A 24,078-nucleotide genomic window follows, 5' to 3' on the forward strand; every position below is an offset into this window, starting at 1 on the left:
CCTCCTTGCGCGCCGCTAGCGCGCCAGCACGATCGAGACCTGAATCCGGCCGCGCGTGCGCAACACCTCCAGCGCCACGTCGTCGCCGTGGCGGCTGACGCGAAGATCGACGCTGGATTCGCCCAGGCGCAAGTCGCGCAGGATCACCTCATTGAGGAACGTCGGCAGATGCGGGTTGCGCAGACGAATTTCGCCGCGCACCACGTCGAACTCGAGGCCGAGGGCCGCTTCCAGCAGCGTGAACGGCGTCGCGCTGGCCCAGGCCTGAGGCGCGCAGGCGACCGGATAGAGCGTCGGGCCGCGCCGCTTCTCGCGCCGGAAGCCGCAGAACAATTCGGGCAACCGGCGCAGATCCATGTAGGTCGCCGCGTCGAACAGTCCCTTGAAGACATGCGCCACCGAGTGCTTGAGGCCGTAGCGCGCAAAGCCGAGCGCGATCAGCGCGTTGTCGTGCGGCCAGATCGATCCGTCGTGATAGGACATCGGGTTATAACGCACCTCGCCTTGCGCGACGGTGCGGATGCCCCAGCCCGAGAAGAAATGGGGCCCCATCAGATCGGCTGCGACGAGGCGGGCGCGATTCTCGCGGATCATGCCGCTGAACAGGACCTGACCGGCGTTCGAGGTCCGCACCTTGCACGGCTGCTTCTTGCCATCGAGCGCGAGTGCATAGGTGCCGAGCTCCTCGCACCAGAACGCCGCCTCGAACCGTTCGGCCAGCGCCTTGGCCTCGGCCTCGAGCTTGCGCGCACGGTCCGGCTTGCCGAGCCGCAAGGCGCAACGGGCGGCGAGCTGCTTTGCGGCGTAGACGTAGCCCTGGACTTCGGCGAGCGCGATATTGCCCTCCGCGAGCTGGCCGTCGGCGTGGAAGATCGCGTCGTATGAATCTTTCCAGCCCTGGTTGGCCAGCCCCTTTTCCGTCGCGCGCTGGTATTCGACGAAGCCGTCATTATCCGGGTCGCCGGGACCGTCGATCCAGGCCAGCCCCGCCTCGATGGCCGGCCATAGCTCGATCAACGTGGCCTCGTCTCCGGTGCGTTCGAAATAGCTTCCGGCGAGCAGGATGAACAGCGCGGTCGAATCCACGCTGCCGTAATATTGTGAGAACGGCACCTCGCGCAGCGCGGCCATCTCGCCGCCGCGCATCTCGTGCAGGATCTTGCCCGGCGCGGCATCGGCGAGCGGGTCGATCGCCTTCGCCTGAAAATGCGCAAGCCGCCGCAGCACGCCCTTGGCGATCCGCGGATCGACCCACAGCATCTGCAGCGCGGTGATCAGGCCGTCGCGGCCGAACGTCGTCGAGTACCAGGGAATGCCGGCATAGGGATAACGTCCCTGCGGTGTCTCCGTCATCAGCATGTTGAGGTCGGCCATGGCCTGGCACAGCACCTCGTTGAAGATGTTGTTGGAGGTCTCGATGCTGGCGGCGCCCATTGTAGACTGGCGCATCTCGCGGCGATGGGCGAGCAGGCCGCTGAAGAAGCGCGCAGGCTTCTCCGCAATCGGCCGGTTGCAGGACACGGCCACAAACAGCGATTCCGATTCATGCGGATCCAGTTCGATCTGCCAGGTCGCGGCATTCACCGACAGCCGCGTCGGGCGCGGGTCGAAATGCAGCCCCGTCGTGCGCTCGGCGTCATCGAGACCGCGATATTCGAACAGCACGTCGGTCGGCCCCAGCAATTTGCTCGTGCCGGTCCCGCGGCGCGGGCGACGCTCGCCGCGGACCTCGAACAGATCGGCAAAGTCGTTGTCGAACAGCAGCGTCAGCTCGAAGCTGGCGCGCGCGCCGCCGTGGTTCTGCACGCCGATGCGCTGATAAGCCGTGCCGCGCCACAGGAAGATCGTGCGCACGATGTGCAGCAGGTCCTTCTGAAGCACCAGGCGGCCCTGACGATAGATGTCCGGATTGGTCAGATCGACCGTCAGCGCCGAATTGTCGTCGCGCAAATTGGAGCCCAGCAGCAGCGGCTGGAGATCGTCGAGCACGAGCTCCAGCCGCGCCAGATAGCGCGTGTCGTAGTGAAACAGGCCGTCCGGCCCGCCGGCGGAGGCGCCGATGTCGCCGTGGCTGTCGAGCACGATGAACATGTCGTCGTGCTTGAGGGACCGCCGCGGCCGAGCCGACGGCCCGGTCATCGGGATATAGAAAGGTTGCTCCGCGACCTGTTGCGGGGTCCGCGTCACGGGACCGAGTTGGGCTACGGCTTCGGCCGACATGAGCTGCTCCCCTGCGCTTGTTTCAAGAAACGCGACCGACTCGAGAACGCGACTGTTGGTTTACGCGGCGGCCTGCGCGAGGCGGCTCATTTCCTGCGTGACCAGCTCACGATAGGGCCCGTGGCCCTGCATCAGGCGTTCGGGCGAGCCGTCTTCGATGATCTTACCATTCTTCAAAACCACCACGCGATCAAAATTGCGCAGCGTAGCCAACCGATGCGCGATCGCGATCACGGTACGGCCGCGCATCAAGCGCGACAACGCCTCGCGGATCGCCTCTTCCGACTCGCTGTCGAGCGCCGCGGTGGCCTCGTCCAGCAGCAGGATCGGCGCGTCCTTCAAGAACGCGCGCGCGATCGCGATGCGCTGGCGCTGGCCACCCGACATCTTGACGCCGCGGTCGCCGACCATGGTATCGAGCCCTTCAGGCAGGCTGTCAATGAAGTCGCAGCGCGCCGCGATCGCCGCGCGCAGCACCTCGTCGTCGGTCGCGTTCGGGCGGCCGTAGCGGATGTTCTCGCGGATCGACCGATGGAACAAGGAGATGTCCTGCGGCACGACGGAGATCGCCTCGCGCAGGCTCAGCTGCGTGACCTTCGAGATGTCCTGTCCGTCGATGGTGATGCTGCCCTCGTCGGTATCGTAAAAACGCTGCAGCAGCGTGAACAGCGTCGATTTTCCGCCGCCGGACTGGCCGACCAGGCCGACGCGCTGGCCGGGTTGCAAGCGAAGGCTGAAGCGCTCGAAGATCTTCTCGCCGCCGGGATAGCCGAAGGTGACATTGTTGAACGCGATGGCCGCACCGCTCTTCACCAGCGGCTCCGCCTCGGGGTGATCGCGCAACTCGTGCGGCACCAGCAGCGTGGCGATCGCCTCGGTCAGACGTGCGACGTGCTGGGTGACGTCGACCAGCGCCACCGCGAGATCGCGCGTGGCGCTCAGGATGGAGATACCAAGCGTACAGACCAGCACGACATCGCCGGTGGTCGCTTCGCCCCGCTGCCAGAGCGTGACTGCCCAGGCCATCAGCGCAATCGTCAGAAGCACGGTCACTGCGGCATGCAACAACCGCAGCTTTTCCAGATAACGCAGGCTGCGGCTGCGCGCGGTCAGCTCCCGGCTCACCGTCGCGTCGAACCGCTCGTGCTCGTGGCCGATGCCGCAGAAGGCCCGCACCAGGGGCATGTTGCTGATGACGTCGATCATCTCCCCGTCGACCACGGCGGCCTTGTCGGCGAAGTCGTCGTGCAGCGGCTTGCCCGCGGCAGCGAGACGGAACATCGCAATCACCATGCCGCCGGCAATCACGATCAGGCCAAGCGCCATGTAAGGACTGACGGTTCCAATCAAGGCGATTGCCGCAATTGTGGCAACGCAGGGCGGCAACACATTCCAGACGAACATGTTCTCGACCGTGAACACCGCGTTCGACGTCGCGGTGATGCGGCTGGTCAGCATGCCCGGCATCCGGTCGGAGAAGTAGCTCGGTGCGTGCCCGGTCAGATGACGAAATATGTCGCGTCGTAAATCACCGGTGACACGAACGAAGGTGAAACTCGCCGTCCAGCTCGCGATCCGCCACAGGAAGTTGTCGGCGGCAATCAGCGACATGAGCAAAATGAATGCCAGCCATACGTTACCCCCATGTGATGGTCCCGCGGAGAGGCTGTCGACCAACGACTTGACGCCGTATTGCGTGCCCACGGAGCAGGCAACGGCTGCCACCACTGCAACCAGGATCACCAGATGCGACGCAAGGCGACGTCGAAGATAGCGCAAGACAAAGGCAAATGGCCTGCGTGCGTATCCGGAAAGCTGATCCATATGGCTATCGCCCCGTTATGCTGGTTTTTGTTTTGTTACTGACCGACTGAACATCGACCGTGCGCCGGGGTTCCCGGCCGAGCGATCACGACATGCAGATGCGGACGATGTGAGAAGAGGTGATGGCATCATCGCGGCCGCGCTGCACTGTGTCGAAGAAGTAACGTTCGCAGGAAGGAACTTCGCAACTGCGGGAACGTTCCTTTGTTTGGCGTGCCGGTGCCGTACTGGCGGGGGTTTACAACTTTCATGATCGCAGAGGAGATGGTGAGATGCGCATCGCGCAGGTAGCTCCGTTGACGGAGGCTGTTCCACCCAAGCTGTATGGCGGCACCGAGCGGGTGGTGCATTGGTTGACGGAAGAGTTGGTGGCGCTCGGGCACGACGTGACTTTGTTCGCCAGCGGCGATTCTCAGACATCAGCCAAGCTGGACGCGCTGTGGCCCCGGGCGCTCCGTCTCGATGGGTCCGTGCGCGATCCCAACGCGCTACACATGGTTCTGCTGGAGCGCGTGCGGCAGAAATGTGACGACGAGGAGTTCGATTTCCTCCACTTCCATCTCGACTATTACCCCTGGTCGTTGTTCCACCGGCAGCCGACCCCCTTCCTGACCACGCTGCACGGCCGGCTCGACCTGCCGGAGCATCAGCCGGTCTTCAACACCTTCTCCAAGATGCCGGTGATCTCGATCTCGAATGCGCAGCGGCGGCCGGTACCGCAGGCGAACTGGGTGCAGACGATCTATCACGGCCTGCCGGAGAACCTGCTGACGCCGAAGGTTGCGAAACAGGAATATCTCGCCGTGCTCGGCCGCATCGCGCCGGAGAAGGGCGTCGACCGCGCCATCAAGATCGCGACCCATTGCGGCATTCCGCTGAAGATCGCGGCCAAGGTCGATCGTGCCGATCAGGATTATTACGACGAGCTGATCCGGCCGATGATCGAGAACAATCCCCTGGTAGACTTCATCGGCGAGATCGGCGATCACGAGAAGTCGGACTTCCTGAGCGGCGCGCTCGGACTTCTGCTGCCGATCGACTGGCCGGAGCCGTTCGGCCTCGTGATGATCGAAGCCATGGCCTGCGGAACGCCGGTCGTCGCCTTCAACCGCGGTTCGGTGCCGGAGATCATCGACGACGGCCTGACCGGCTTCATCGTCGAGGACGTCATCAGTGCGGCGGGGGTCGTCAACCGCCTTGCGCAGCTCGACCGCACCGCGATCCGCAAGCAGTTCGAGACGCGCTTCACGGCGCGGCGCATGGCGCTGGACTATCTCGCCGCCTACCGCGGCCTCGCCGAGCAACAGGCGCCGCGGATCAAGCTGGTGAGCAGCGCGGAGTAAACTCTCGTGTCCCGGACGCGCTGCAACGCTCTTGGCGTTACGGCGCGTCGCCAGCCCCCTACCTCACCACCGCCCGCTTCGGCTCGACGATCTCGAACATCCGCGGAAACTCGTCCATCAGGCCCATCAGCTCGGCGAGCTTCATTGGGTTGCCTGACAGCTTGACCTTGCCGGCTGCGACGGCTTCCGGAAAGCTCGTCAGCTTGGCGATCACCTCGTCGAGCGTGGAGCGCGCCAGCGTGAAGCTGCCATCGGCGCCTTCCGCCTGCACGCCCCCGGTGTAAGTGAGCGCGCAGTTCTCCAAATTGAGCACGAAGGTCTCGCCGGTGTCGGAGAAGCTCCAGTTCAAGACGATGTGCTTGCCTTCCGCCCTTGGGCCGTTGAGGCGAATGCCCAGCACGTCCCAGAGCTGGGAGGTGCGCAGCGCGGCCAGCGTCTCGCGCGGCATTGGCGGGCGAGCCGGCACCTTCGGCATGCCCTGGCGCAATTCCTGCGCGCCGAACAGATAGGCGTTGCGCCAGGTCGCGCTCTCGGCGGTGTAGCCGAGCTGTTCCAGCGTGTCCGCGAGCAGACCGCGCGCGGCCGCATTGTCGGGCTCGGCGAAGACGAGATGGCCGAGCACCTGGGCGACGAAGCGAAACTCGCCCTTGTCGAAATCGCTGCGCGCCCGTGCCAGGATCGCATCCGCGCCGCCCATATACTCGACATACTTCTTGCCTGACTCCACCGGCGGCAGCGGATCGAGATTGACTGGATTGGCGTCGTACCAGCCGAGATATTTCTGATAGATCGCCTTCACATTGTGCCGGATGTGGCCGTAATAGCCGCGGCCGTGCCAGGCACCTTCCAGGCTTTTCGGCAGCCGGATCGTCTCGGCGATCTCGGCTGCGGTGAGGCCGTGATTCATCAGGCGGATGGTCTGGTCATGCGCGAATTTGTAGAGGTCGCGCTGCTGCCGGATCATCGTGCCGATACGATCGGCCCCCCATACCGGCCAGTGATGCTGGCCGCACATCGCCTCGGCCTTGCCGTCCCAGAGCTGCAACGCCTCGTTCAGATATTTCGACCAGGCCAGCGCGTCGCGCACGTCGGCGCCGCGGAACGGCAACAGATTGTGGAAATTGTGCGTGCAGTTCTCGGCAAGGTTCAACAGCTTGTAGCGCCGGATGAAGAAGTGCATCTCCGCCGGCGCCTCACTATTCGGGGCCATCTGAAATTCGAACTCGACGCCGTCGATGACGCGCCTGTCCCCGGTCGCCATGATCAGATCTGTGGGGCGCAGCAGCGCGACCGATCCTGCCGCCATCGACTTGCCGAGACCGCAATCGACCTGTCCCCGCGCGCCCTTGGCGAGCAGCGGCCCGAACTGGTACTGCGCCCGGCGCAGCATTGCGGGTCCCGCAATGATGTTCTCGGAGACGGCATGCTCCATGAACAGGTTCGGCGCGATGATCGGCACGCGGCTACTTGCCAGCGCGTCCTCCTCCAGCACGCCACGGGCGCCGCCCCAATGGTCGGTGTGGGTGTGCGTGAAAATGACGGCCGCAACCGGCCTCGAACCTCGATGCCTGAAATAGAGATCGAGCGCGGCGCGGGCACCCTCGATCGAGGTCAGGGTGTCGACGACGATGACGCCGTTGTCGCCCTCGATCAGCGTCATGTTGGCGATGTCGAGTCCGCGCACCTGGTAGACGCCGGGCACGACCTCGAACAGGCCGTGCTGCATGTTGAGCCGCGACTGTCGCCACAGGCTCGGATTGACCGTGGGCGGCGCCTCTTCAGTGGACAGGAAGCCGTAAGGCGCGAGACTCCAGACCGTCCGCCCCTGCGCGTTCGTGATCTCTGCATTCTCGATCGTGCCGAGAAAGCCACGCGCGGCATCATCGAAATCCCGCGTGTCGGAAAACGGCAGCGCGTTCAACATGGCTTGTTGCTGCGCGATGACAGAGGGTGTCGCGTCCTTGGGTTCGCTGGTGTGCTCGGTCATGCTTGCTCCTCCGCGAAGGTCTTCTCTTCCCTTCTCCCCTTGTGGGAGAAGGTGGCGCGAAGCGCCGGATGAGGGGTATATCTCCGCGAACGCAACGAGAGTTGGGCGAGCGGAGAGAGACCCCTCACCCGTCTCGCCGCTACGCGGCGAGCCACCCTTCTCCCACAAGGGGAGAGGGTTAAGCAGCTACATCCCAAGCAACCGCGGCAGCCACAGCGACAGACCGGGCCAATACGTCACCACCACGAGGAATCCCAGCATGGTGAGGAGCCATGGCCACACCGCGACCGTGAGTTCGGTGATCCCCATCTTGGCGATGCCCGAGGCGACGTAGAGGTTGAGGCCGACAGGCGGATGGCACAGGCCGACCTCCATGTTGACCGTCATCAGGATGCCGAAATGAATGGGATCGATGCCGAGCTTGATCGCGACCGGAAAAAGGATCGGGGCCAGGATCAGGATAATCGAGGACGGCTCCATCACATTGCCCGCCACCAGCAGCAGCAGGTTGACGAGCAGCAGGAAGCCGATCCAGCCCAACCCCAGGTCGATCATCCATTGCGCGAGCGCCTGCGGCACGTTCTCGTAAGTCATCAGGAAGGAGAAAAGCACGGCGTTGGTGATGATGTAGAGCAGCATCGCCGAGAGGTTCGCCGATGACAGCAGCACCCGCGGCACATCCCGCAGCTTCAGGTCCTTGTAGATGAACACCGCGACGATGAAGGCGTAGACCGCGCTGACAGCGGCAGCTTCGGTCGGCGTGAACAGGCCGCTGTAGATGCCGCCGATCACGATCACGATCAGCAGGATGCCCCAGATCGACTTGCGGAAAGCGTCGAAGCGTTGGAACAGCGTCGCTTTAGGCATCCGCGGATAGTCGTTGCGCCAGGCCCGATAGAATGTCGTTGCACCAAGCAAGGTGGCAAGCAGAAACCCCGGCACGATGCCGGCGATAAAGAGCTTGCCCACCGAGCTGTTGGTGGAGACGGCGTAGAGGACCATCGGGATCGACGGCGGAATGAGAATGCCGAGCGAGCCAGACGTCGTGATGACGCCCGCCCCGAACCGCTTCGGGAATCCTTGCGCGACCATCGCCGGGAGGATCACCGAGCCGATCGCCACCACGGTTGCGGGCGATGAGCCGGAGATCGCCGCGAACAGCGCGCAGGCGACCACCCCCGACAGCGCGAGACCGCCGTACCAATGGCCGACCAGCGAGGTCGCGAAGGTGATCATCCGCCGCGCCACCCCGCCATGGGTCAGGAAGTTGCCGGCGAGGATGAAGAACGGGATCGCCATGATCTCGAAATTCTCGATGCCGGTGAACAGCTTCAACGCCACCGATTCCGTGCGCACGTCGGTCAGTGCAAACATGTAGCTGAGCACGGTGAGGCCAAGAGCGATCGAGATCGGCATGCCCGTCAGCATCAGCGAGAGCAGCAGCGCGAACACGATGAAGACACGCAGGCCCTGCGGCAGCGTAACGACGTGGGCCGCATGGGCGAAGCACAGCGCGACGATCAGGACCGGAAGCAGCATCAGGATCCAGCCGAGCGGGCTGCGCTCGTCCCGGACGACCTGGGTGGGCGTGACCGGGGCCGGATGCACCGGGTCCACTTCGACGCCCTCGACGTCGGCCATATCGTGATGCGGCAGCTCACCGGTACGATAGAACGACCAGGCGACCTGCAGGAAGCGGAAACACATCAAGCCGGAGCCGAGCGGGATGGTGAGATACACCATCCACATCGGCGCTTCCAGATCGTTGGACTGCTGACCGGTCTGCCACATCTGGCCGACGAAGGCGGCGCCGAAATAGCCCACGATCGCGGTGAACAGCGCGCCGCACAGCAGGCCGAAAGTGATGACGCGGCGGCGCGATCCGCCGGGAAGGATATTGACGAGCACGTCGACGCCGACATGGATGCCGGTCCGCACGCCGTAAGCGGCGCCAAACTTCGCCATCCAGATGAACATGTAGATGCAGAGCTCCTGCGCCCAGGACAGGTCGAGCGCGGCAAGCCAGACGAACGCCGCGCGCGCCGGGACGGCCAGGAAAGCCATGTTGCGGGCTTCCGCCCATTTGGCGATGTCGATCGACAGCCCGGCGCCGTAACGGTGCAGCACGGCGACAAAGATGAGCGACGTCGCAGCCGCGATCATCGTCGCGATCAGCCATTCCTCGAGATGATTGAGAAAACGATTCAGCGCACGCAGCAACTTGGTTCCCCCAGCATTGGCTCGTCGGTTCGGATGCGAAACGGCCGGGAGTGCGATCACCCCCGACCGTTGCTATTGTTCTTATTCGGGCGCGGCCGTCAGTTCATCTTGACGTCGAGTTCCTTGGCGATGAGATCGAGCACTTCCTGCCCGACCCTGCCCTTTGCCCATTTGTAGGTCGGCTGCATCGCCTCCTGCCACGCCTTGCGATCGGCGTCGGTGAGGTAATGCAGGTTGGTCTTGCCGGTTTTCTTGATCTCGGCGAGCGCGTCCTCGTTCTCCTGGCGCGCGATCGAGTTGGTGTAGTCGGTCGCATCCGCCATCGCCTTGTCGAGCTGGGCGCGGATGTCGGGCGGCAGACCGGACCAGAATTTTGAGTTGACGATGACGGCATATTGCAGGTGCGCGTGATAGGACACCGTGATGTCCTTCTGCACCTCGTAAAACTTCTGCGTCAAATAGTTCGATGCGGTGTTCTCGCAGCCGTCGACCACGCCGGTCTGCAGCGCCTGGTAGACTTCGGAGAACGCCATGATCTGCGGGATCGTGCCGACCAGGCGGAAATACTGGTCGGCGACCTTGGATCCCGAGATGCGGAACTTGAGGCCCTGGAAATCCGTCGGTTTCATCAGCGGACGATTCGAGGAGACCATATGGAAGCCGTTGTCCCAATACGCGAGGCCGGTGATGCCTTTGGCCTCGAGCTTCTGGAATAGCCACTTGCCGATCGTGCCCTTGATCGCGTTGGAATAGGTTTGATCGTCCTTGAACAGCCAGGGCAGATCGAGCGCCTCGAACTCCTTGATCCCAAGGGGCGCGAATTTGGCGGTCGAGGGGGCAAGCATGTGCACCGAGCCGAGCTGCAGCGCCTCGATCTCCTCCTTGTCCTTGTAGAGCGTGGAGTTCGGGTAGACTTCGACCTTGACCTTGCCGTCGGTGTATTTCTCCGCGAGCTCCTTGAACTTCAACGCGCCCTTCCCCTTCGGGGTGTCGTTGGCGACGACGTGGCTGAACTTGATGATGATCGGAGCTTGGGCGTGTGCAATGGCAGGGGTCAAAACGAGCACGGCCGCCGCGATCGCGAGAAGCAGTTTACGCATGAAGACCTCCCCAACAACCTCGAAAACCGGGTTCTTTTTGTTTTGCAGGTCAGTAGTGGCAGCAATCCACAAGCCGAACAACTAGACCTAAGCCCAACCTGCCGCAGCCAAGCTAGCTTGACGAGTGCTGTCTACGCAACCCGGCCTCCGCGCCCGGCCACGGGAACGAGCGCTTATGTCGCATTGCGGCAGTGCATCAGCCTTTGCGCTGGGCAACCATGAAGAGACGGCGGAACGGGAATAGGGTCTGCCCCGCTGCATTCTTCGGATAAGCCTTCGCAACGCGCATCCCATAGGCGGCTTCGAACGCGATCTTCTCGTCGCCTGCGAGCACGTCGAGATAGCGCGTCAGCCAGGTCCCCTTGGTCCATTCCTTGACGGGGTTCTCGCCTTCGAGCACTTGCAGATATTCCGTCTCCCAGATGTCGATGTTGGCCGACATCGGCGCAAGAAGATCGTGATAGAAGGCCGGCCCCTCGACCGGCGGCGGCGTGACGAGGTGCTCGACCTTGGGCCGCCACGGACCATCGAGCGCGGTCTCGCCAATCAGGACATGCGAAGGCGCTGTAAAGTTGCGCGGCATCTGCACGGCAAGCATGCCGCCAGGCGCCACCTTCTCCATCGCCGCGGGAAACAGTGCCGCATGATCGGGCAGCCAGTGCAGTGCGGCATTGGAATAGATCAAGTCGTATTGCCTGGCCGGGCGCCAATGGCTGAGGTCCTGGTGCGACCATTCCACATCCGGCGCAGCCTTGCGTCCGGCCGCGACCATCTCGGCCGACCCCTCGATGCCGGACACGGCGGCATCCGGCCAGCGCTCTTTGATCAGTTTTGTCACGTTGCCGGCGCCCGCGCCAAGATCGGCGATCGCGCGCGGGCCAAAATCAGGAATTCGCATCAAGAGGTCAACAGCGGGCCGGAGCCGGTGACCGGAGAATTTCAGGTATTGCTGCGGATCCCAGACCATCATCCGACGCCTTTTCTTTTGATGTTTCCTTCGCCAGGGCTCTTGGTTACCACTGCTCATCCCGGTCGGGCAAATCACCCAGGCCGGGGACAGGGCAGGAATCGAACAGCAACAAGCAAAAGCAAATAAGTGAGCGTGTGACCATGGACCTCGGGCTCAAATCGAAAACCGCTGTTGTCACGGGAGCGAGCATCGGCATCGGCCGCGCCATCGCCAAGGGCCTCGCCGCCGAAGGCGTGCGCGTCGTCGGCGTGGCGCGGCGCACCGATCTGCTTGCCGAGTTGGTGCAGGAAGTAGGCACCGGGCTGATCACGCCGTTCGAGCAGGACGTCATGGCCAAGGACGCGGCGGAGAGGATCGCGGCCTTTGCGCTCAAAGAGCTCGGCCATGTCGACATCCTCATCAACAACGCCGGCGGCAGCCGGCCGCTGCCGGTCGATGCGCCCGACAGCAAATGGGACGAGGCGATCGCGCTGAACTTCACCAGCTACCGCCGCATCGCGCATGCGCTGCTGCCGCAGATGATCGAACGCAAATGGGGCCGCATCGTCAACATCACCGGCAAGTCCGAGCCGGAAGGCCTCAACGCCGCCTTTGCCGCCAAGGCCGCCGTGCACGCCTGGGCCAAGGGCCTGTCGCGCGAGATCGGCGAGCACGGCATCACCATCAACTGCATTCCGCCCGGCCGCATCATGAGCGAACAGATCCGCCGCAACTACGCGCCTGACTATCGCGAGCGCTTCGCGGAGGAAGAGATCCCGGTCGGCTATTGGGGCGAGCCGGAAGATCTGGCGGCACTCGCGGTATTTCTGGCCTCACCGGTGGCGCGCTACATCACGGGCACGGTGATCCCGGTGGATGGCGGATTGCGGAGGTATCAGTTTTAGACGCGCAATGGCTCAGGTTGAGGCGATTGGCCGGGGCGCGTTCACTCTCCCGCTTGCAGGAAAGGCACAGGCCGCCTGGAAGCTTGACTGCAACCATCCTTCGAGACGCCCGCCTACGGCGGGCCCTCAGGAGGAGGGGTGAGTACGCGGCTGCATTTCAACGAAGACCAATGCAGCTAAGCCTCGTCTTGAGGAGATCGCGAAGCGGTGGTCTCGAAGGACGGGCGCTAGCTCAGGCGCCGCTGAGACGTCATGTGCGATAGCCCTGCCCGCTCATCCGCGAGGAGCACACAGGCTGGCCTTTTGCGGCAGGTGCCACGTTAGCATCCTGCCAGTGTTTTGCCCGACGGGTCAACGTCATCGCAGCAGCGAATCTCGTCGCGGCGTGATTCGGAAATCCCTTATCGATCAAGGGGCTTTCTACTGTGCATGGGGTTGTTTTGGAGTTTTCTGTTTTTTGGTCATCGCTACCGAGAGTGGAAAATGATCGAGAAGCGGCTCGCCTGCTGCTCCCGGCCAGCCTTCGCGCATACACCGCATGCAAGCATATGCCTGTGGAAGGCGGCCGCGCCGTAGTACACGCCAAACGTCGCCTTCGCCGGAGCAATGCGCAAACGCAATGACAATCACGTTACCCGCCGCGGTGCGCGAGCCCGACCATCCCATTGCCGATGGCCTGCCGGCCGCACAGCGGCGCTGGGCGATCGCCGCGATCTTCACCGCGCTGGCAATGGCCTCGCTCGACACCGCGATCGCCAACATCGCCTTGCCTGCCATTGCCGCCGACCTGCATGTCAGTCCGGAGCAGTCGGTCTGGGTGGTCAATGTCTACCAGATCGCGCTGGTAGCGACGCTGCTGCCGCTGGGAGCGCTCGGCGAGATCGTCGGGCACCAGCGCATCTATCTGGGCGGCCTGATCCTGTTCACCATCGCCTCGCTGTTCTGCGCGGTGGCATGGTCGCTGGAGAGCCTGCTGGTGGCGCGCACGCTGCAGGGCCTCGGAGCCAGCGGCATCATGAGCGTCAACACGGCGCTGGTGCGTTTCGTCTATCCCGGAAGGATGCAGGGCCGCGGCTTCGGCCACAACGCCCTCGTGGTTGCGACCGCTTTCACCTTCGGACCCTCGATCGCATCGGCGATCCTGGCGCTCGGCCCGTGGCCGTGGCTGTTCGCCGTCAACATCCCGTTCGGCCTGGTCGCGATCGGGATCGGCTTTGCGATGCTGCCCAAGACGCCGCGTGCCGATCACGGCTTTGATTTCCTCGGCGCCATGCTGGCGTCGGCCTGCCTCGGCCTGTTCATCACCGGCATCGGCAGCGCCGCGCATAGTCTGTCGCCGGTGATCGTGGCCATCGAGCTGGTCTCGGCGCTCGCGCTCGGCTTCATCCTGACGCGCCGCCACGCCGATCATCCCGCGCCGATGCTGCCGATCGACCTGTTCGGCCGGCCGATGTTCGCGCTGTCGGCAGCGACCGCCGTGTGCTCGTTCGCGGTGCAGGGCCTCGCCTTCGTCTCGCTGCCGTTCTATTTCGAGGATGTACTTGGCCGCTCGCAGGTCGAGACCGGCTTCTTCATGACACCCTGGCCGCTGGTGGTCGGCATCATGGCGCCGATCGCGGGACGCCTTTCCGACCGCCACGCGGTCGGCCTGCTCGGCGGCATCGGCCTCGTTCTGCTCGGCCTCGGCATGGCGCTGCTCGCGACGCTTCCGGCCAACCCCGCCATTGCCGACATCATCTGGCGGATGGTGATCTGCGGCATGGGGTTCGGCTTCTTCCAGGCGCCGAACATGAAGGCGGTGATGTCCAGCGCGCCGCCGCATCGCAGCGGCAGCGCCTCCGGCATCGTCGCGACCGCGCGCCTGACCGGACAGACCACGGGAGCAGCACTCGCCGCTCTCTGCTTCGCGCTCGCTGGCCACGACGGCGCGACAGTGGCGTTGGCCCTCGGCGCCGGCTTTGCCGCGCTCGGCAGCGTGATGAGCTTCCTGCGGCTCGCGGTGAAGTAAGACGTCAGGCCAGCGGTCAGGCCGCCGTCACCCCAACAGCCGCCGCAAGGTCCGTGTTGTCGTCCAGCGCCGCCAAGCGGGCATCGATAGCTTCGATGACCTTGCGCGAGAACGGTCCGAGATGCGCATAGGCGGCGATCATCTGCACGGCGATGCGCGCCGACGCCGTGTCGCGCTTGGCGCAGTTCATGAAGGTTTGCCAGAGCGGCCCGCGCGCCTCGGGAAGGGCGGTGACCACCTTGTGAACCGTCTCCATCGCCCCGAGCCTGGCGCGGATATCGCCTTCGGCGAGGTCGTGGCGCTGCCTTGAACGGTCGAGCAGCGTCATCAGGCGGTCGACGCGCCCTGCATACGCAGCCGGGCTGTAGACGTGCTCCAGCACCCGCTTGTAGTCCATCAGGATGTCGCGGAGCGGACGCACCGGATCGAAGTTGATCCCGGCCGTGCACTGATCGGCGCCGATCGTCGGCGCCACATCGTGGCCCGGGTGGAGCCGGCCTTCGCGCTCCAGGCGGCGCGTGAGCTGCGTGTTCGGCAGCGCATAGAGCAGGCCGACCATGCTGACGGGAATCGCCGCCTCCTCGATGAAATCGATCATGGCGTCCGCCATCGCGACCTTCTCATTGTCGAAGCCGACGATGAAGCCCGCGGTGACGAGCATGCCGGCGGCGTAGATCTTGTGAATGCTCTCCGCGATGTTGCGGCGGGTGTTCTGCTTCTTTCGCATCGCGACGAGGGTGGCAGGATCCGGACTTTCGATGCCGACGAAGACGGCGAAGAAATTGGCCGCGCCCATCAGCTCCAGGAGCTCGGGATCGTCGGCCAGATTGACCGAGGCTTCGGTCGACAATTCGAAGGGATAGCCGTGCGCGCGCTGCCACTCGGCAAGCTGGGGCAGGAACAGCCGCAGCGACTTCTTGTTTCCGATGAAATTGTCGTCGACGAAGTCGAGATGGCCGCGGTAACCCATCGCGTAGAGGGTATCGAGCTCGCGCAGGATCTGCTCGTTCGTCTTGGTCCGGGGCACGCGTCCGTAGAGCTCTATGATGTCGCAGAACTCGCAGGTGAACGGGCAGCCGCGGGAATACTGCACGCCGAGATAGAGGTAGTCCTCGAACTTCAGCAGGTCGAAGCGCGGGACCGGGGTCTTGGTGACGTCCGCCTGGAACTTCGGCGCGGTGTAGACGCCGGACCGGACGCCGCTGTCCCAGGCCGCGATGAATTCGTCGATGACGCTCTCGGCCTCGCCGAGCACCCGAAAGTCGGCCCGCTCATAGATGTGGGGGCTCGAGGTGGGATCGGGACCACCGATGACCACCGGCTTGCCCGCTGCACGGCAGATTTCGATCAGGCGCAGCGTGTCGGCCTGCTGCGGCAACATGCCTCCGGTGAAGACGACGTCGGCCCAGGCAAGATCATCGTCGCTGAAGGGCGCTGTGTTGCAATCGATCAGCCGGACCGTCCAGCTCTCGGGCAGCATCGCGGCGACGGTGATCAGGCCCAAAGGGGCGGCCGGGCGCTTGACGCCGAGCACTTTGCAGGATTCGCCAAAGCTCCAGAAGGACTCTGCCGAGAACAGCGGATAGAGCATCAGCACGTTGCAGGGACTCGGCACGTTCATGGAACTCCTCTTGGCTTTGGCGCAGTGTAGCAAAGTGCCCTCGTCCTGTACCCCTGCAAAAAGGCCAAACTGTCGCCGCCAGCCCAGTCGTGATGGAAGTTTGGAACCGGCTTCGCAAGCGGATGTCGCCCCAAGCCGCGGATTGGCAGCCGCGGCCGGGCCAAATGGGGGTGAGGCAAAACATCGCGCCATGGTCTTGCCACGGCGCCGTTCAGCGCAGGGCCACCCCTCGGACTGTTGATTTGAAGAGCTCCAATTTGCACGACACAGTGCGCCCCTGAGTTCAATCGGTGGATTGGGCCAATCAGGGGACTGCGATGGCAAACCTAACAATCAACGGAAAAACCTTCACCCTCGACGTCGAGCCGGATACACCGCTGCTCTGGGCGATCCGCGAGAATGCCGGCCTGACCGGCACCAAATACGGTTGCGGCATTGCACAATGCGGCGCCTGCACCGTTCACGTCGATGGGGTGGCGATGCGCTCTTGCGGGGTTTCGGTCAGCGAGGCCGAAGGCAAGAAGATCACCACGATCGAAGGGCTCGCCTCGGGCGATACCCTGCACAAGGTGCAGGAAGCCTGGGTCGCCCAGGACGTGCCGCAATGCGGCTATTGCCAGAGCGGCATGATCATGGCGGTTGCGGCGCTATTGATCGAGAAGCCGAAGCCGACCGACGCCGATATCGACGAGGCCATCACCAACATTTGCCGCTGCGGCACCTTCCAGCAGGTGCGCGAAGCGATCCACACGATTGCAAGCGCGTAAGGATCCCCAACATGAACAAGCATGTTTCGCCGCGGCTGAACCGCCGCGCCTTCGTCATCGGCACGGCCGCAGTCGGCGCCGGTCTCGCAATCGGCCTCGACATTCCCTTCGGCGGCCCCGCCGTGGTCCGCGCGGCCGACGGCTCGCCGGAGATCGGTGCCTGGGTCGTGGTCAGGCCCGATGACACCGTCGTGATTCGCATCGCCCGCTCCGAAATGGGCCAGGGCTCGCTGACAGGCCTCGCCCAGCTCGTTGCCGAGGAGCTTGAATGTGACTGGACCAAGGTCACGACCGAATATCCGACCCCCGGCCAGAGCGTCGCGCGCAAACGCGTCTGGGGTGATTTCTCGACCGGCGGCAGCCGCGGCATCCGCTCCTCGCAGGACTATGTCCGCAAGGGCGGCGCCACCGCGCGCGTGATGCTGATCCAGGCCGCCGCCGAGACGTGGAAAGTGCCGGCCTCCGAATGCACGGCGGCCAACAGCGTCATTACCCATACGCCGTCGGGCAAGACCACGACCTACGGCAAGGTCGCCGAGGCCGCGGCGAAGCTGACGCCGCCGGCGGACGTCAAGCTGAAGGACCCGAAGGACTGGAAGCTGATCGGCAAGGGCGTGAAGCGGCTCGACACCGTCGACAAGACCACCGGCGCCATGATCTACGGCGCCGACGTCAAGCTGCCGGGCATGCTGAACGCCGCGATCAAGGACTGCCCGGTGTTCGGCGGCAAGCTGAAGAGTTTTGACGAAGCCAAGATCGCCGGCATGAAAGGCGTCAAGAAGGTCGTCAAGGTCGGCGATACCGCAGTGGCAGTCGTTGCGGACACCTGGTGGCACGCCAAGACCGCGCTGGAGGCGCTGCCGATCGTCTGGGACGAAGGCGACAACGCCAAGGTTTCCAGCGAGTCGATCGCGAAATGGCTGGCCGAGGGCCTCGACGACAAGCAACCGGCCTATGTCGGCAACAAGAACGGTGATGCCAAGGCGGCGATTGCCAGCGCGGCCAAGAAGGTCGAGGCCGTCTACAGCTATCCCTATCAGAACCACGCCACCATGGAGCCGATGAACGCCACCGCGCTCTACACGGCGGACAAATGCGAGGTCTGGTGCGGCACGCAGAATGGCGAGGCGGCGTTTGCGGCGGCGCTGGAGGCTTCCGGCCTGCCGGCCGAGAAGTGCGACGTACACAAGATGATGCTAGGGGGCGGCTTCGGCCGGCGCGGCCAGACCGACTATGTCCGTCAGGCGGTCCTGATCGCCAAAGAGATGCCGGGCACGCCGATCAAGCTGTTGTGGTCGCGCGAAGAGGACATGGCGCATGGCAGATATCACCCCATCACCCAGTGCAAGATGACCGGCGCATTCGACGCCAACAACAATCTGGTCGCGCTGCACTACCGCCTGTCCGGGCAATCGATTCTGTTCTCGCTCCGCCCCGAAGCGCTGCAGAACGGCATGGACCCGGCCGCATTCCAGGGCGTCGCCCAATCCGGCGAGGCGGCGTTCGGCTATTCGGTGCCGAACCTGTTGGTGGAGCATGCGATGCGCAACCCGCACGTTCCGCCCGGCTTCTGGCGCGGTGTCAACGTCAATCACAACGCCATCTACATGGAATGCTTCATGGACGAGCTGGCCCAGGCCGCAGGCCAGGACCCGCTCGAATTCCGCCGCAAGCTGATGGGCAATCATCCCAAGCATCTGGCGGTGCTCAATGCGGTCGCCGAGAAGATCGGCTGGGACAAGCCGGCGCCGCAGGGCGTTTATCGCGGCATCGCCCAGGTCATGGGTTACGGCAGCTATGTCGCTGGCGCGGCCGAAATCTCGGTGACTGACGGCAGCAAGATCAAGGTGCATCGTATCGTCGCCTCCACTGACCCCGGCTACGTCGTCAATCCGGCGCAGGTCGAGCGGCAGATCGCGGGCTCCTTCGTCTATGGCCTGTCGGCTCTGTTCTATGGCGGCTGCACCGTCAAGGACGGCAAGATCGAGCAAACCAACTTCGACACCTACAATTCGATGCGCATCAACGAGATGCCGCGTGTGGAATCGGTGATGGTGCCGAGCGGCGGCTTCTGGGGCGGTGTCGGCGAGCCGACCATCGGCGTTGCGGCGCCGGCCGTGCTCAATGCGTACTTCGCGGCGACGGGCAAGCGCATCCGTTCGGTGCCTCTGCGCGACCAGAACATCACCTTTGCCTAAGAGAGCGCTGCGGCTGCCACAATGGCAGCCGCAGCATTTTTCCGGACAAGACTCATGAATGTGCCGGTGACACGGCGGAATGCCGTCCTCGGCATCACCGTCGCGGCCACATCGCTCATCGCACCTTCGATCCTGCGCGCGCAATCCGCAGGCCGCATCGTCGTGGTCGGCGGCGGCTTTGGCGGCGCCGCCTGTGCGAGGGCGCTCAAACGCGCCGACCCGAGATTGCAGGTCACGTTGATCGAGCCGAACAAGACCTTCGTCTCCTGCCCGCTCAGCAATGCGGTGATCGCTGGCCTGCGCAAGATGGAGGCGCAGCAGTTCGGCTATGACATGCTCGCCGCCGAAGGCATTGCCGTGGTCGCTCAGGCTGCAACGGCCATCGACACGCAAAAGCGCAGCGTGACCGCGGCCGATGGCACGGCGTTTGGCTATGACCGCCTCGTGCTCTCGCCCGGCATCGACTTCCATCTCGAAGCCCTGCCCGGCTATGACGCCGCTGCATCGGAGAAGATGCCGCACGCCTGGAAGGCCGGCGCCCAGACGCTTTTGCTGCGCAAGCAATTGGAGGCGATGGCGGACGGCGGCACGGTCGCCATTGCAATCCCGGCCAATCCCTCGCGCTGCCCGCCTGCGCCTTATGAGCGCGCCAGCCTGATCGCGCATTATTTGAAGACGCACAAACCACGCTCGAAAGTTCTGATCCTCGATGCCAAGGATAATTTCTCCCAGCAACGGCTGTTCGAGACGGCCTGGAAGGAGCTCTATGGCGACATGATCGAACGCGTCGCGCTGTCGCAAGGCGGCCGCGTGACTTCGGTTGATCCGGCGACCATGACCATCGTGACCGAGTTCGGCAACTACACGCCCGACGTCGCCAATGTCATCCCGCCGCAGCGTGCGGGACGCATCGCCGAAATTGCGGGGGCTATGGACGCCACCGGCTGGTGCCCGATCGATCCCGTGTCCTTCGAGTCGAAGCTCGCCCCGAACATTCACGTCATCGGCGATGCCTGCCTTGGCGGCGGCATTCCGAAATCGGCATCCGCTGCAAGCTCGCAAGGCAAAGCCTGCGCCAGCGCAATCGTCGATCTCCTCGCCGCCCGCGCGCCGGAGGCCCCGCGGCTCGCGGGTGTCTGTTACAACACCGTCGCCCCCGGTTACGGTTTTTCGCTCGCCGGCAATTACCAGCCGAAGGGCGACATCTTCGCCGAGGTCGAGGGCGGCACGACCAGCCCGGTCGACGCGCCGCGCGATCTGCGGGCGCGCGAGGCCGCGGAGACGGAACGCTGGTTTGAAACCATCACGGCAGACACCTTTGGCTAGAGCATGATGAGACCAAGCTGTCGCCACCAACCCGGTGCGCCCCCTCCCCCGCGTGCGGGGGAGGGCTGGGGAGAGGGTGCATCCGCAATCGAGAACCCCCAAGGGGAAAGAGCCCTCACCCGGCGCTGCGCGCCGACCTCTCCCGCTTGCGGGAGAGGTAAGAGGAGTTCGTGGCGATGTCTTTCGTCTCACACACGATCGGTGATCGCCGCGCTGATCAGCGGCAGCCTCGCGGTAGTTTCCGTGGCGAAGGCCGATGAACTCCTGCCCTACAACATCTCGGGCGACGGCATTGCGGAATCACTCACGGGATCGCCCGGCGACGCCGCGCGTGGCCGCGCGCTGGTGCTCGCGCGCACGACGACCTGCATCCTCTGCCATTCCGGGCCGTTTCCGGAGACCCGGTTCCAGGGCGACCTCGCGCCCGACCTCACCGGCGCCGGGAACCGCTGGACGGCGAGCCAGTTGCGGCTTCGACTGGTCGATGCGTCACGTTTCAACGCACAGACCATCATGCCGGCCTATTATCGCAGCGACGGCCTCGTGCGCGTCGGACGCAACTTCGCCGACAAGCCGATATTGTCGGCTGCGGAGATCGAGGACATCGTGGCTTTTCTTGCAACGCTTCGCGACTAGGACTGTTCATGCCGCCCACGCGACGACAATTCCTGAGCCTTGCCGGAGGCGTCACCGCCGCCGGGGCGATACCGATCGTCACCCTGCATCCACTTCAGGCGACGCCCGCGACGCTTAATTCCGCGATCCGCAACGTCGTCGGCGAAGCACAAATTCGCAACGGCAGGGTGAAGCTCGACATTCCGCCACTGGTCGAGAACGGCAACACGGTGCCGATGACCGTGAGCGTCGCAAGCGCGATGACGGCTGATGACCACGTCAAGAGCATCCACGTCTTCAACGAGAAGAACCCGCAGCCGAACATCGCCAATTTCTATCTCGGCCCCTCCTCCGGCCGCCCGCAGGTCTCGACCCGGATTCGGCTCGCCGACACCCAGAAAGTGGTCGCGATCGCCCGCCTCTCCGACGACACCTTCTGGCAGATTGCCGCAGACGTGGTCGTGACGCTGGCCGCCTGTACCGAGGAGATGAACTGATGCCCGCGCTGATCAACGTTCCGGCAAAGGCCAAACGCGGCGGCGTCATCGAGATCCGCACGCTGACCTCGCACATCATGGAAACCGGCTTCCGCCATACCGTGGACGGCAAGCTGGTGCCGCGCGACATCATCACAAGCTTCACCTGCCGCTACAACGGCGACGAGATCTTTCGCGCCGATCTGTTTCCGGCGATCGCGGCCAATCCTTATTTGTCATTCTTCACGGTCGCTAAGGAGAGCGGCAAGTTCGAATTCGAATGGATCGGCGACAACGGCTATTCGTCCACCGCGTCGGCATCGATCATTGTCGAATGAGGGTTTGGCGCGCGATAGCAGCGGCGGCATTGCTCGCCGCGGCCCCTGCCCTGCTTGCCGGTGAAATCCCGATCGATGCGCGCCGGTCCGGCTATTCGTTCATGGGGCCCGACACGCGCGCGATGCAGGACGACGACACTTCAAATCCGGGCATGCTGTTCGTGCTCGAGGGCGAGGCGCTGTGGGGAAAGAAGACCGGCAATGCCGAGAAGTCCTGCGCGGATTGCCATGGCGATGCGCGCAGCAGCATGAAGGGCGTCGCGGCGCGCTATCCCGCCATCGACAAGGCGCTGGCGCGCCCGGTCACGCTCGACCAGCGCATTAATCGGTGCCGCACCAATCATCAACAAGCTACGCCTCTGCTTTACGAGAGCCGCGATCTCCTGGCGCTGTCCGCCTTCGTCGCCCATCAATCGCGCGGCGTCGCGATCAGCGCCGGCGACGATCCGCAGGCAAAGCCCTTCGTGGAGCAAGGCCGCGAGCTCTTCATGCAGCGCGAGGGCCAGCTCAATCTCGCCTGCACCAATTGTCACGACGACAATTTCGACAGGCGCCTCGCGGGCGCGCCGGTCACGCAAGGACAGCCGACTGGCTATCCGCTCTACCGGCTGGAATGGCAAACGCTGGGATCGCTGGAACGGCGGCTGCGCAGCTGCATGAGCGGAGTCCGCGCCCAGGCCTACGATTACGGCTCGCCCGAGCTGGTCGCACTCGAGCTCTATCTGATGTCGCGGGCGCGCGGCCTGCCGATGGAGACGCCGGCGGTGCGGCCCTGATCGTCGATTAGGGCTAGGCAGGCGTGGAACGGCCGCTAGTATCCCTCCCAAAGAAACTGAATCAGAGGGAGGACTCAATTGGCCAACCACACCATCTCGCGCCGCACGCTGCTAGCGGGTACCGCCGCGGCCGGCGCATTCGGCCTGACCGGTTTTCCGGCGCGCGCCGAGGTCAACTGGAAGAAATACGCCGGGACCAAGCTGGAGGTGATCCTCGCCAAGGGCCCGCGCGGCGACAACCTGCAAAAGAACATCAAGGAGTTCACCGAGCTCACCGGCATCCAGGTCGAATCCGAGCAGATCCCCGAACAGCAGCAGCGCCAGAAGGTCGTGATCGAGCTCACCTCGGGCCGGCCGAGCTTCGACGTCGTCCATCTCAGCTATCACGTGCAGAAGCGGCAGTTCGAGAAAGCCGGTTGGCTCGCCGACATGACGCCCTTCATGAAGGATCCGGCGCTGACTGCGCCCGATCTCGTCGAGAGCGATTTCTCGGCCGCAGGTCTGCAATACGCAAAGAACGACAAGGGCCAGATGCTGTCGCTGCCCTGGTCGGTCGATTATTTCATCCTCTACTACAACAAGGAGCTGTTCCAGAAGAAGGGCGTCGCTATCCCCAAGACGCTGGACGAGATGGTCGCGGCCGCCGAAAAGCTCACTGACGCCAAGGACGGCACCTACGGCTTCGTCGGGCGGGGCTTACGCAATGCCAACATGACGTTGTGGACCAACTTCTTCCTCAACTATGGCGGCGAATTCCTGGACGCCAAGGGCAACATCCTGACCGATGGTCCGGAAGCGGTCGCGGCGACCAAGCTCTATCAGACGCTGCTGACGAAGGTCGCCCCGCCCGGCGTCGCCGGCTTCAACTGGATGGAGTCGATGGCCTCGTTCACGCAAGGCAGATCCGCGATGTGGATCGACGGCGTCGGCTGGGCGCCGCCGCTGGAGGATCCCGCCGCCTCGCGCGTCGTCGGCAAGGTCGGCTACACCGTGGTCCCTGCTGGACCGAAGGGCCAATATTCGGCCACCTATGGCGACGGCATCGGCATTGCCGCCGGAAGCAAGAACAAGGAAGCCGCCTATCTGCTGTGTCAATGGGCGGTCTCGAAGCAGCAGGGCGCGCGGCTGTTGCAGTCCGGCGGCGGCGTACCGTTCCGCAACTCGATCCTGAACGATGCGGAGGTCCAGAGCGGCGTGAAGATGCCCAAGGAATGGCTGCAATCGGTGATCGATTCCGCCAAGATCAGCAAGCTGGGCCTTCCCGTCGTCATCCCAGTCGCCGAATTCCGTGATCTCGTCGGCGCCGCGCTGACCTCGACACTGTCAGGCGCCGATCCCGCGACCGAGCTGAAGAAGGCGCACGAACAGTACCGGCCGATCCTGGAGCGCAGCGAAAAGGCGTGAG

General features: G+C 64.2%; 18 protein-coding genes and 1 pseudogene. 11 read left to right on the forward strand and 8 right to left on the reverse strand.

Translation table 11 applies throughout. The annotated features are described in order from the left end of the window. Positions 1-15: 15 nt before the first annotated feature. Both IVB28_RS24005 and IVB28_RS24010 read right to left on the reverse strand, forming a co-directional pair. The gene (locus IVB28_RS24005; protein WP_247529488.1) at positions 16-2,220 is read right to left on the reverse strand and encodes an amylo-alpha-1,6-glucosidase; all 2,205 of its coding nucleotides are present in this window, start codon (positions 2,218-2,220) and stop codon (positions 16-18) included. Positions 2,221-2,280: 60 nt separating this feature from the next. Beyond that, the gene (locus IVB28_RS24010) at positions 2,281-4,044 is read right to left on the reverse strand and encodes an ABC transporter ATP-binding protein (protein ID WP_247529490.1); all 1,764 of its coding nucleotides are present in this window, start codon (positions 4,042-4,044) and stop codon (positions 2,281-2,283) included. A 272-nt stretch (positions 4,045-4,316) separates the two neighbouring features. On the opposite strand from IVB28_RS24010, the gene IVB28_RS24015 reads away from it, so the two are divergent. Next, entirely contained in the window at positions 4,317-5,387 is a 1,071-nt protein-coding gene (locus IVB28_RS24015; protein WP_247529492.1) for a glycosyltransferase family 4 protein, read from the forward strand. Between the two features lie 58 nt (positions 5,388-5,445). Here IVB28_RS24015 and IVB28_RS24020 read toward each other — a convergent pair whose 3' ends face one another. The 5 genes and pseudogenes from IVB28_RS24020 to IVB28_RS24040 all read right to left on the reverse strand — a co-directional run bounded on the left by IVB28_RS24020 (position 5,446) and on the right by IVB28_RS24040 (position 11,661). After that, the gene (locus IVB28_RS24020) at positions 5,446-7,374 is read right to left on the reverse strand and encodes an alkyl sulfatase dimerization domain-containing protein (protein ID WP_247529493.1); all 1,929 of its coding nucleotides are present in this window, start codon (positions 7,372-7,374) and stop codon (positions 5,446-5,448) included. 186 nt (positions 7,375-7,560) lie between these two features. Then, a complete protein-coding gene (locus tag IVB28_RS29525) occupies positions 7,561-8,841 on the reverse strand; it encodes a TRAP transporter large permease subunit (RefSeq protein WP_247530153.1) in 1,281 nt (426 codons plus the stop codon). Positions 8,842-9,060: 219 nt separating this feature from the next. Further along, positions 9,061-9,537, reverse strand: a pseudogene (locus tag IVB28_RS29530) (TRAP transporter small permease subunit); the annotation flags it as partial. Between the two features lie 155 nt (positions 9,538-9,692). Next, the gene (locus tag IVB28_RS24035; RefSeq protein WP_247529495.1) at positions 9,693-10,694 is read right to left on the reverse strand and encodes a DctP family TRAP transporter solute-binding subunit; all 1,002 of its coding nucleotides are present in this window, start codon (positions 10,692-10,694) and stop codon (positions 9,693-9,695) included. 196 nt (positions 10,695-10,890) lie between these two features. Next, complete coding sequence (locus IVB28_RS24040) at positions 10,891-11,661, reverse strand: methyltransferase domain-containing protein (RefSeq protein WP_346730769.1); 771 nt, start codon at positions 11,659-11,661, stop codon at positions 10,891-10,893. Positions 11,662-11,804: 143 nt separating this feature from the next. On the opposite strand from IVB28_RS24040, the gene IVB28_RS24045 reads away from it, so the two are divergent. Continuing rightward, a complete protein-coding gene (locus tag IVB28_RS24045) occupies positions 11,805-12,548 on the forward strand; it encodes an SDR family oxidoreductase (RefSeq protein WP_247529497.1) in 744 nt (247 codons plus the stop codon). Positions 12,549-13,167: 619 nt separating this feature from the next. Beyond that, entirely contained in the window at positions 13,168-14,556 is a 1,389-nt protein-coding gene (locus IVB28_RS24050) for an MFS transporter (RefSeq protein ID WP_247529499.1), read from the forward strand. 16 nt (positions 14,557-14,572) lie between these two features. Here the strand turns inward: IVB28_RS24050 and IVB28_RS24055 are convergent, their stop codons facing one another. Beyond that, entirely contained in the window at positions 14,573-16,177 is a 1,605-nt protein-coding gene (locus IVB28_RS24055) for a B12-binding domain-containing radical SAM protein (RefSeq protein ID WP_247529501.1), read from the reverse strand. A gap of 317 nt (positions 16,178-16,494) precedes the next feature. On the opposite strand from IVB28_RS24055, the gene IVB28_RS24060 reads away from it, so the two are divergent. The 8 genes from IVB28_RS24060 (at position 16,495) to IVB28_RS24095 (ending at position 24,077) form a co-directional block, all read left to right on the forward strand. After that, a complete protein-coding gene (locus tag IVB28_RS24060) occupies positions 16,495-16,944 on the forward strand; it encodes a (2Fe-2S)-binding protein (protein ID WP_247529502.1) in 450 nt (149 codons plus the stop codon). An 11-nt stretch (positions 16,945-16,955) separates the two neighbouring features. Continuing rightward, positions 16,956-19,142 (forward strand): molybdopterin cofactor-binding domain-containing protein, encoded by a 2,187-nt coding sequence (locus tag IVB28_RS24065; protein ID WP_247529503.1) that lies wholly within the window; start codon positions 16,956-16,958, stop codon positions 19,140-19,142. Positions 19,143-19,196: 54 nt separating this feature from the next. After that, positions 19,197-20,468 (forward strand): NAD(P)/FAD-dependent oxidoreductase, encoded by a 1,272-nt coding sequence (locus IVB28_RS24070; RefSeq protein WP_247529504.1) that lies wholly within the window; start codon positions 19,197-19,199, stop codon positions 20,466-20,468. A gap of 243 nt (positions 20,469-20,711) precedes the next feature. Continuing rightward, the gene (gene soxX / locus IVB28_RS24075; protein ID WP_247529505.1) at positions 20,712-21,104 is read left to right on the forward strand and encodes a sulfur oxidation c-type cytochrome SoxX; all 393 of its coding nucleotides are present in this window, start codon (positions 20,712-20,714) and stop codon (positions 21,102-21,104) included. Between the two features lie 8 nt (positions 21,105-21,112). Continuing rightward, on the forward strand, positions 21,113-21,580 hold the full coding sequence (locus IVB28_RS24080; RefSeq protein ID WP_247529506.1) for a SoxY-related AACIE arm protein: 468 nt from the start codon (positions 21,113-21,115) through the stop codon (positions 21,578-21,580). After that, a complete protein-coding gene (soxZ, locus tag IVB28_RS24085; RefSeq protein WP_247529507.1) occupies positions 21,580-21,897 on the forward strand; it encodes a thiosulfate oxidation carrier complex protein SoxZ in 318 nt (105 codons plus the stop codon). The genes IVB28_RS24080 and soxZ overlap by 1 nt, the downstream gene beginning before the upstream one ends. After that, on the forward strand, positions 21,894-22,673 hold the full coding sequence (gene soxA, locus IVB28_RS24090; RefSeq protein WP_247529508.1) for a sulfur oxidation c-type cytochrome SoxA: 780 nt from the start codon (positions 21,894-21,896) through the stop codon (positions 22,671-22,673). The genes soxZ and soxA overlap by 4 nt, the downstream gene beginning before the upstream one ends. Before the next feature lie 78 nt (positions 22,674-22,751). After that, positions 22,752-24,077 (forward strand): sugar ABC transporter substrate-binding protein, encoded by a 1,326-nt coding sequence (locus IVB28_RS24095; protein ID WP_247529509.1) that lies wholly within the window; start codon positions 22,752-22,754, stop codon positions 24,075-24,077. The last annotated feature ends 1 nt before the right edge of the window (position 24,078 follow it).

It is taken from the genome of Bradyrhizobium sp. 199 (assembly GCF_023073355.1).
In the GTDB taxonomy this organism is placed as follows: domain Bacteria; phylum Pseudomonadota; class Alphaproteobacteria; order Rhizobiales; family Xanthobacteraceae; genus Bradyrhizobium.

Coding starts and splice junctions, on each gene's coding strand:
- IVB28_RS24005 (WP_247529488.1), bottom strand. CDS start 2,220: ATGTCGGCCGAAGCCGTAGCCCAACTCGGTCCCGTGACGCGGACCCCG.
- IVB28_RS24010 (WP_247529490.1), bottom strand. CDS start 4,044: ATGGATCAGCTTTCCGGATACGCACGCAGGCCATTTGCCTTTGTCTTG.
- IVB28_RS24015 (WP_247529492.1), top strand. CDS start 4,317: ATGCGCATCGCGCAGGTAGCTCCGTTGACGGAGGCTGTTCCACCCAAG.
- IVB28_RS24020 (WP_247529493.1), bottom strand. CDS start 7,374: ATGACCGAGCACACCAGCGAACCCAAGGACGCGACACCCTCTGTCATC.
- IVB28_RS24035 (WP_247529495.1), bottom strand. CDS start 10,694: ATGCGTAAACTGCTTCTCGCGATCGCGGCGGCCGTGCTCGTTTTGACC.
- IVB28_RS24040 (WP_346730769.1), bottom strand. CDS start 11,661: ATGGTCTGGGATCCGCAGCAATACCTGAAATTCTCCGGTCACCGGCTC.
- IVB28_RS24045 (WP_247529497.1), top strand. CDS start 11,805: ATGGACCTCGGGCTCAAATCGAAAACCGCTGTTGTCACGGGAGCGAGC.
- IVB28_RS24050 (WP_247529499.1), top strand. CDS start 13,168: ATGACAATCACGTTACCCGCCGCGGTGCGCGAGCCCGACCATCCCATT.
- IVB28_RS24055 (WP_247529501.1), bottom strand. CDS start 16,177: ATGAACGTGCCGAGTCCCTGCAACGTGCTGATGCTCTATCCGCTGTTC.
- IVB28_RS24060 (WP_247529502.1), top strand. CDS start 16,495: ATGGCAAACCTAACAATCAACGGAAAAACCTTCACCCTCGACGTCGAG.
- IVB28_RS24065 (WP_247529503.1), top strand. CDS start 16,956: ATGAACAAGCATGTTTCGCCGCGGCTGAACCGCCGCGCCTTCGTCATC.
- IVB28_RS24070 (WP_247529504.1), top strand. CDS start 19,197: ATGAATGTGCCGGTGACACGGCGGAATGCCGTCCTCGGCATCACCGTC.
- IVB28_RS24080 (WP_247529506.1), top strand. CDS start 21,113: ATGCCGCCCACGCGACGACAATTCCTGAGCCTTGCCGGAGGCGTCACC.
- soxZ (WP_247529507.1), top strand. CDS start 21,580: ATGCCCGCGCTGATCAACGTTCCGGCAAAGGCCAAACGCGGCGGCGTC.
- soxA (WP_247529508.1), top strand. CDS start 21,894: ATGAGGGTTTGGCGCGCGATAGCAGCGGCGGCATTGCTCGCCGCGGCC.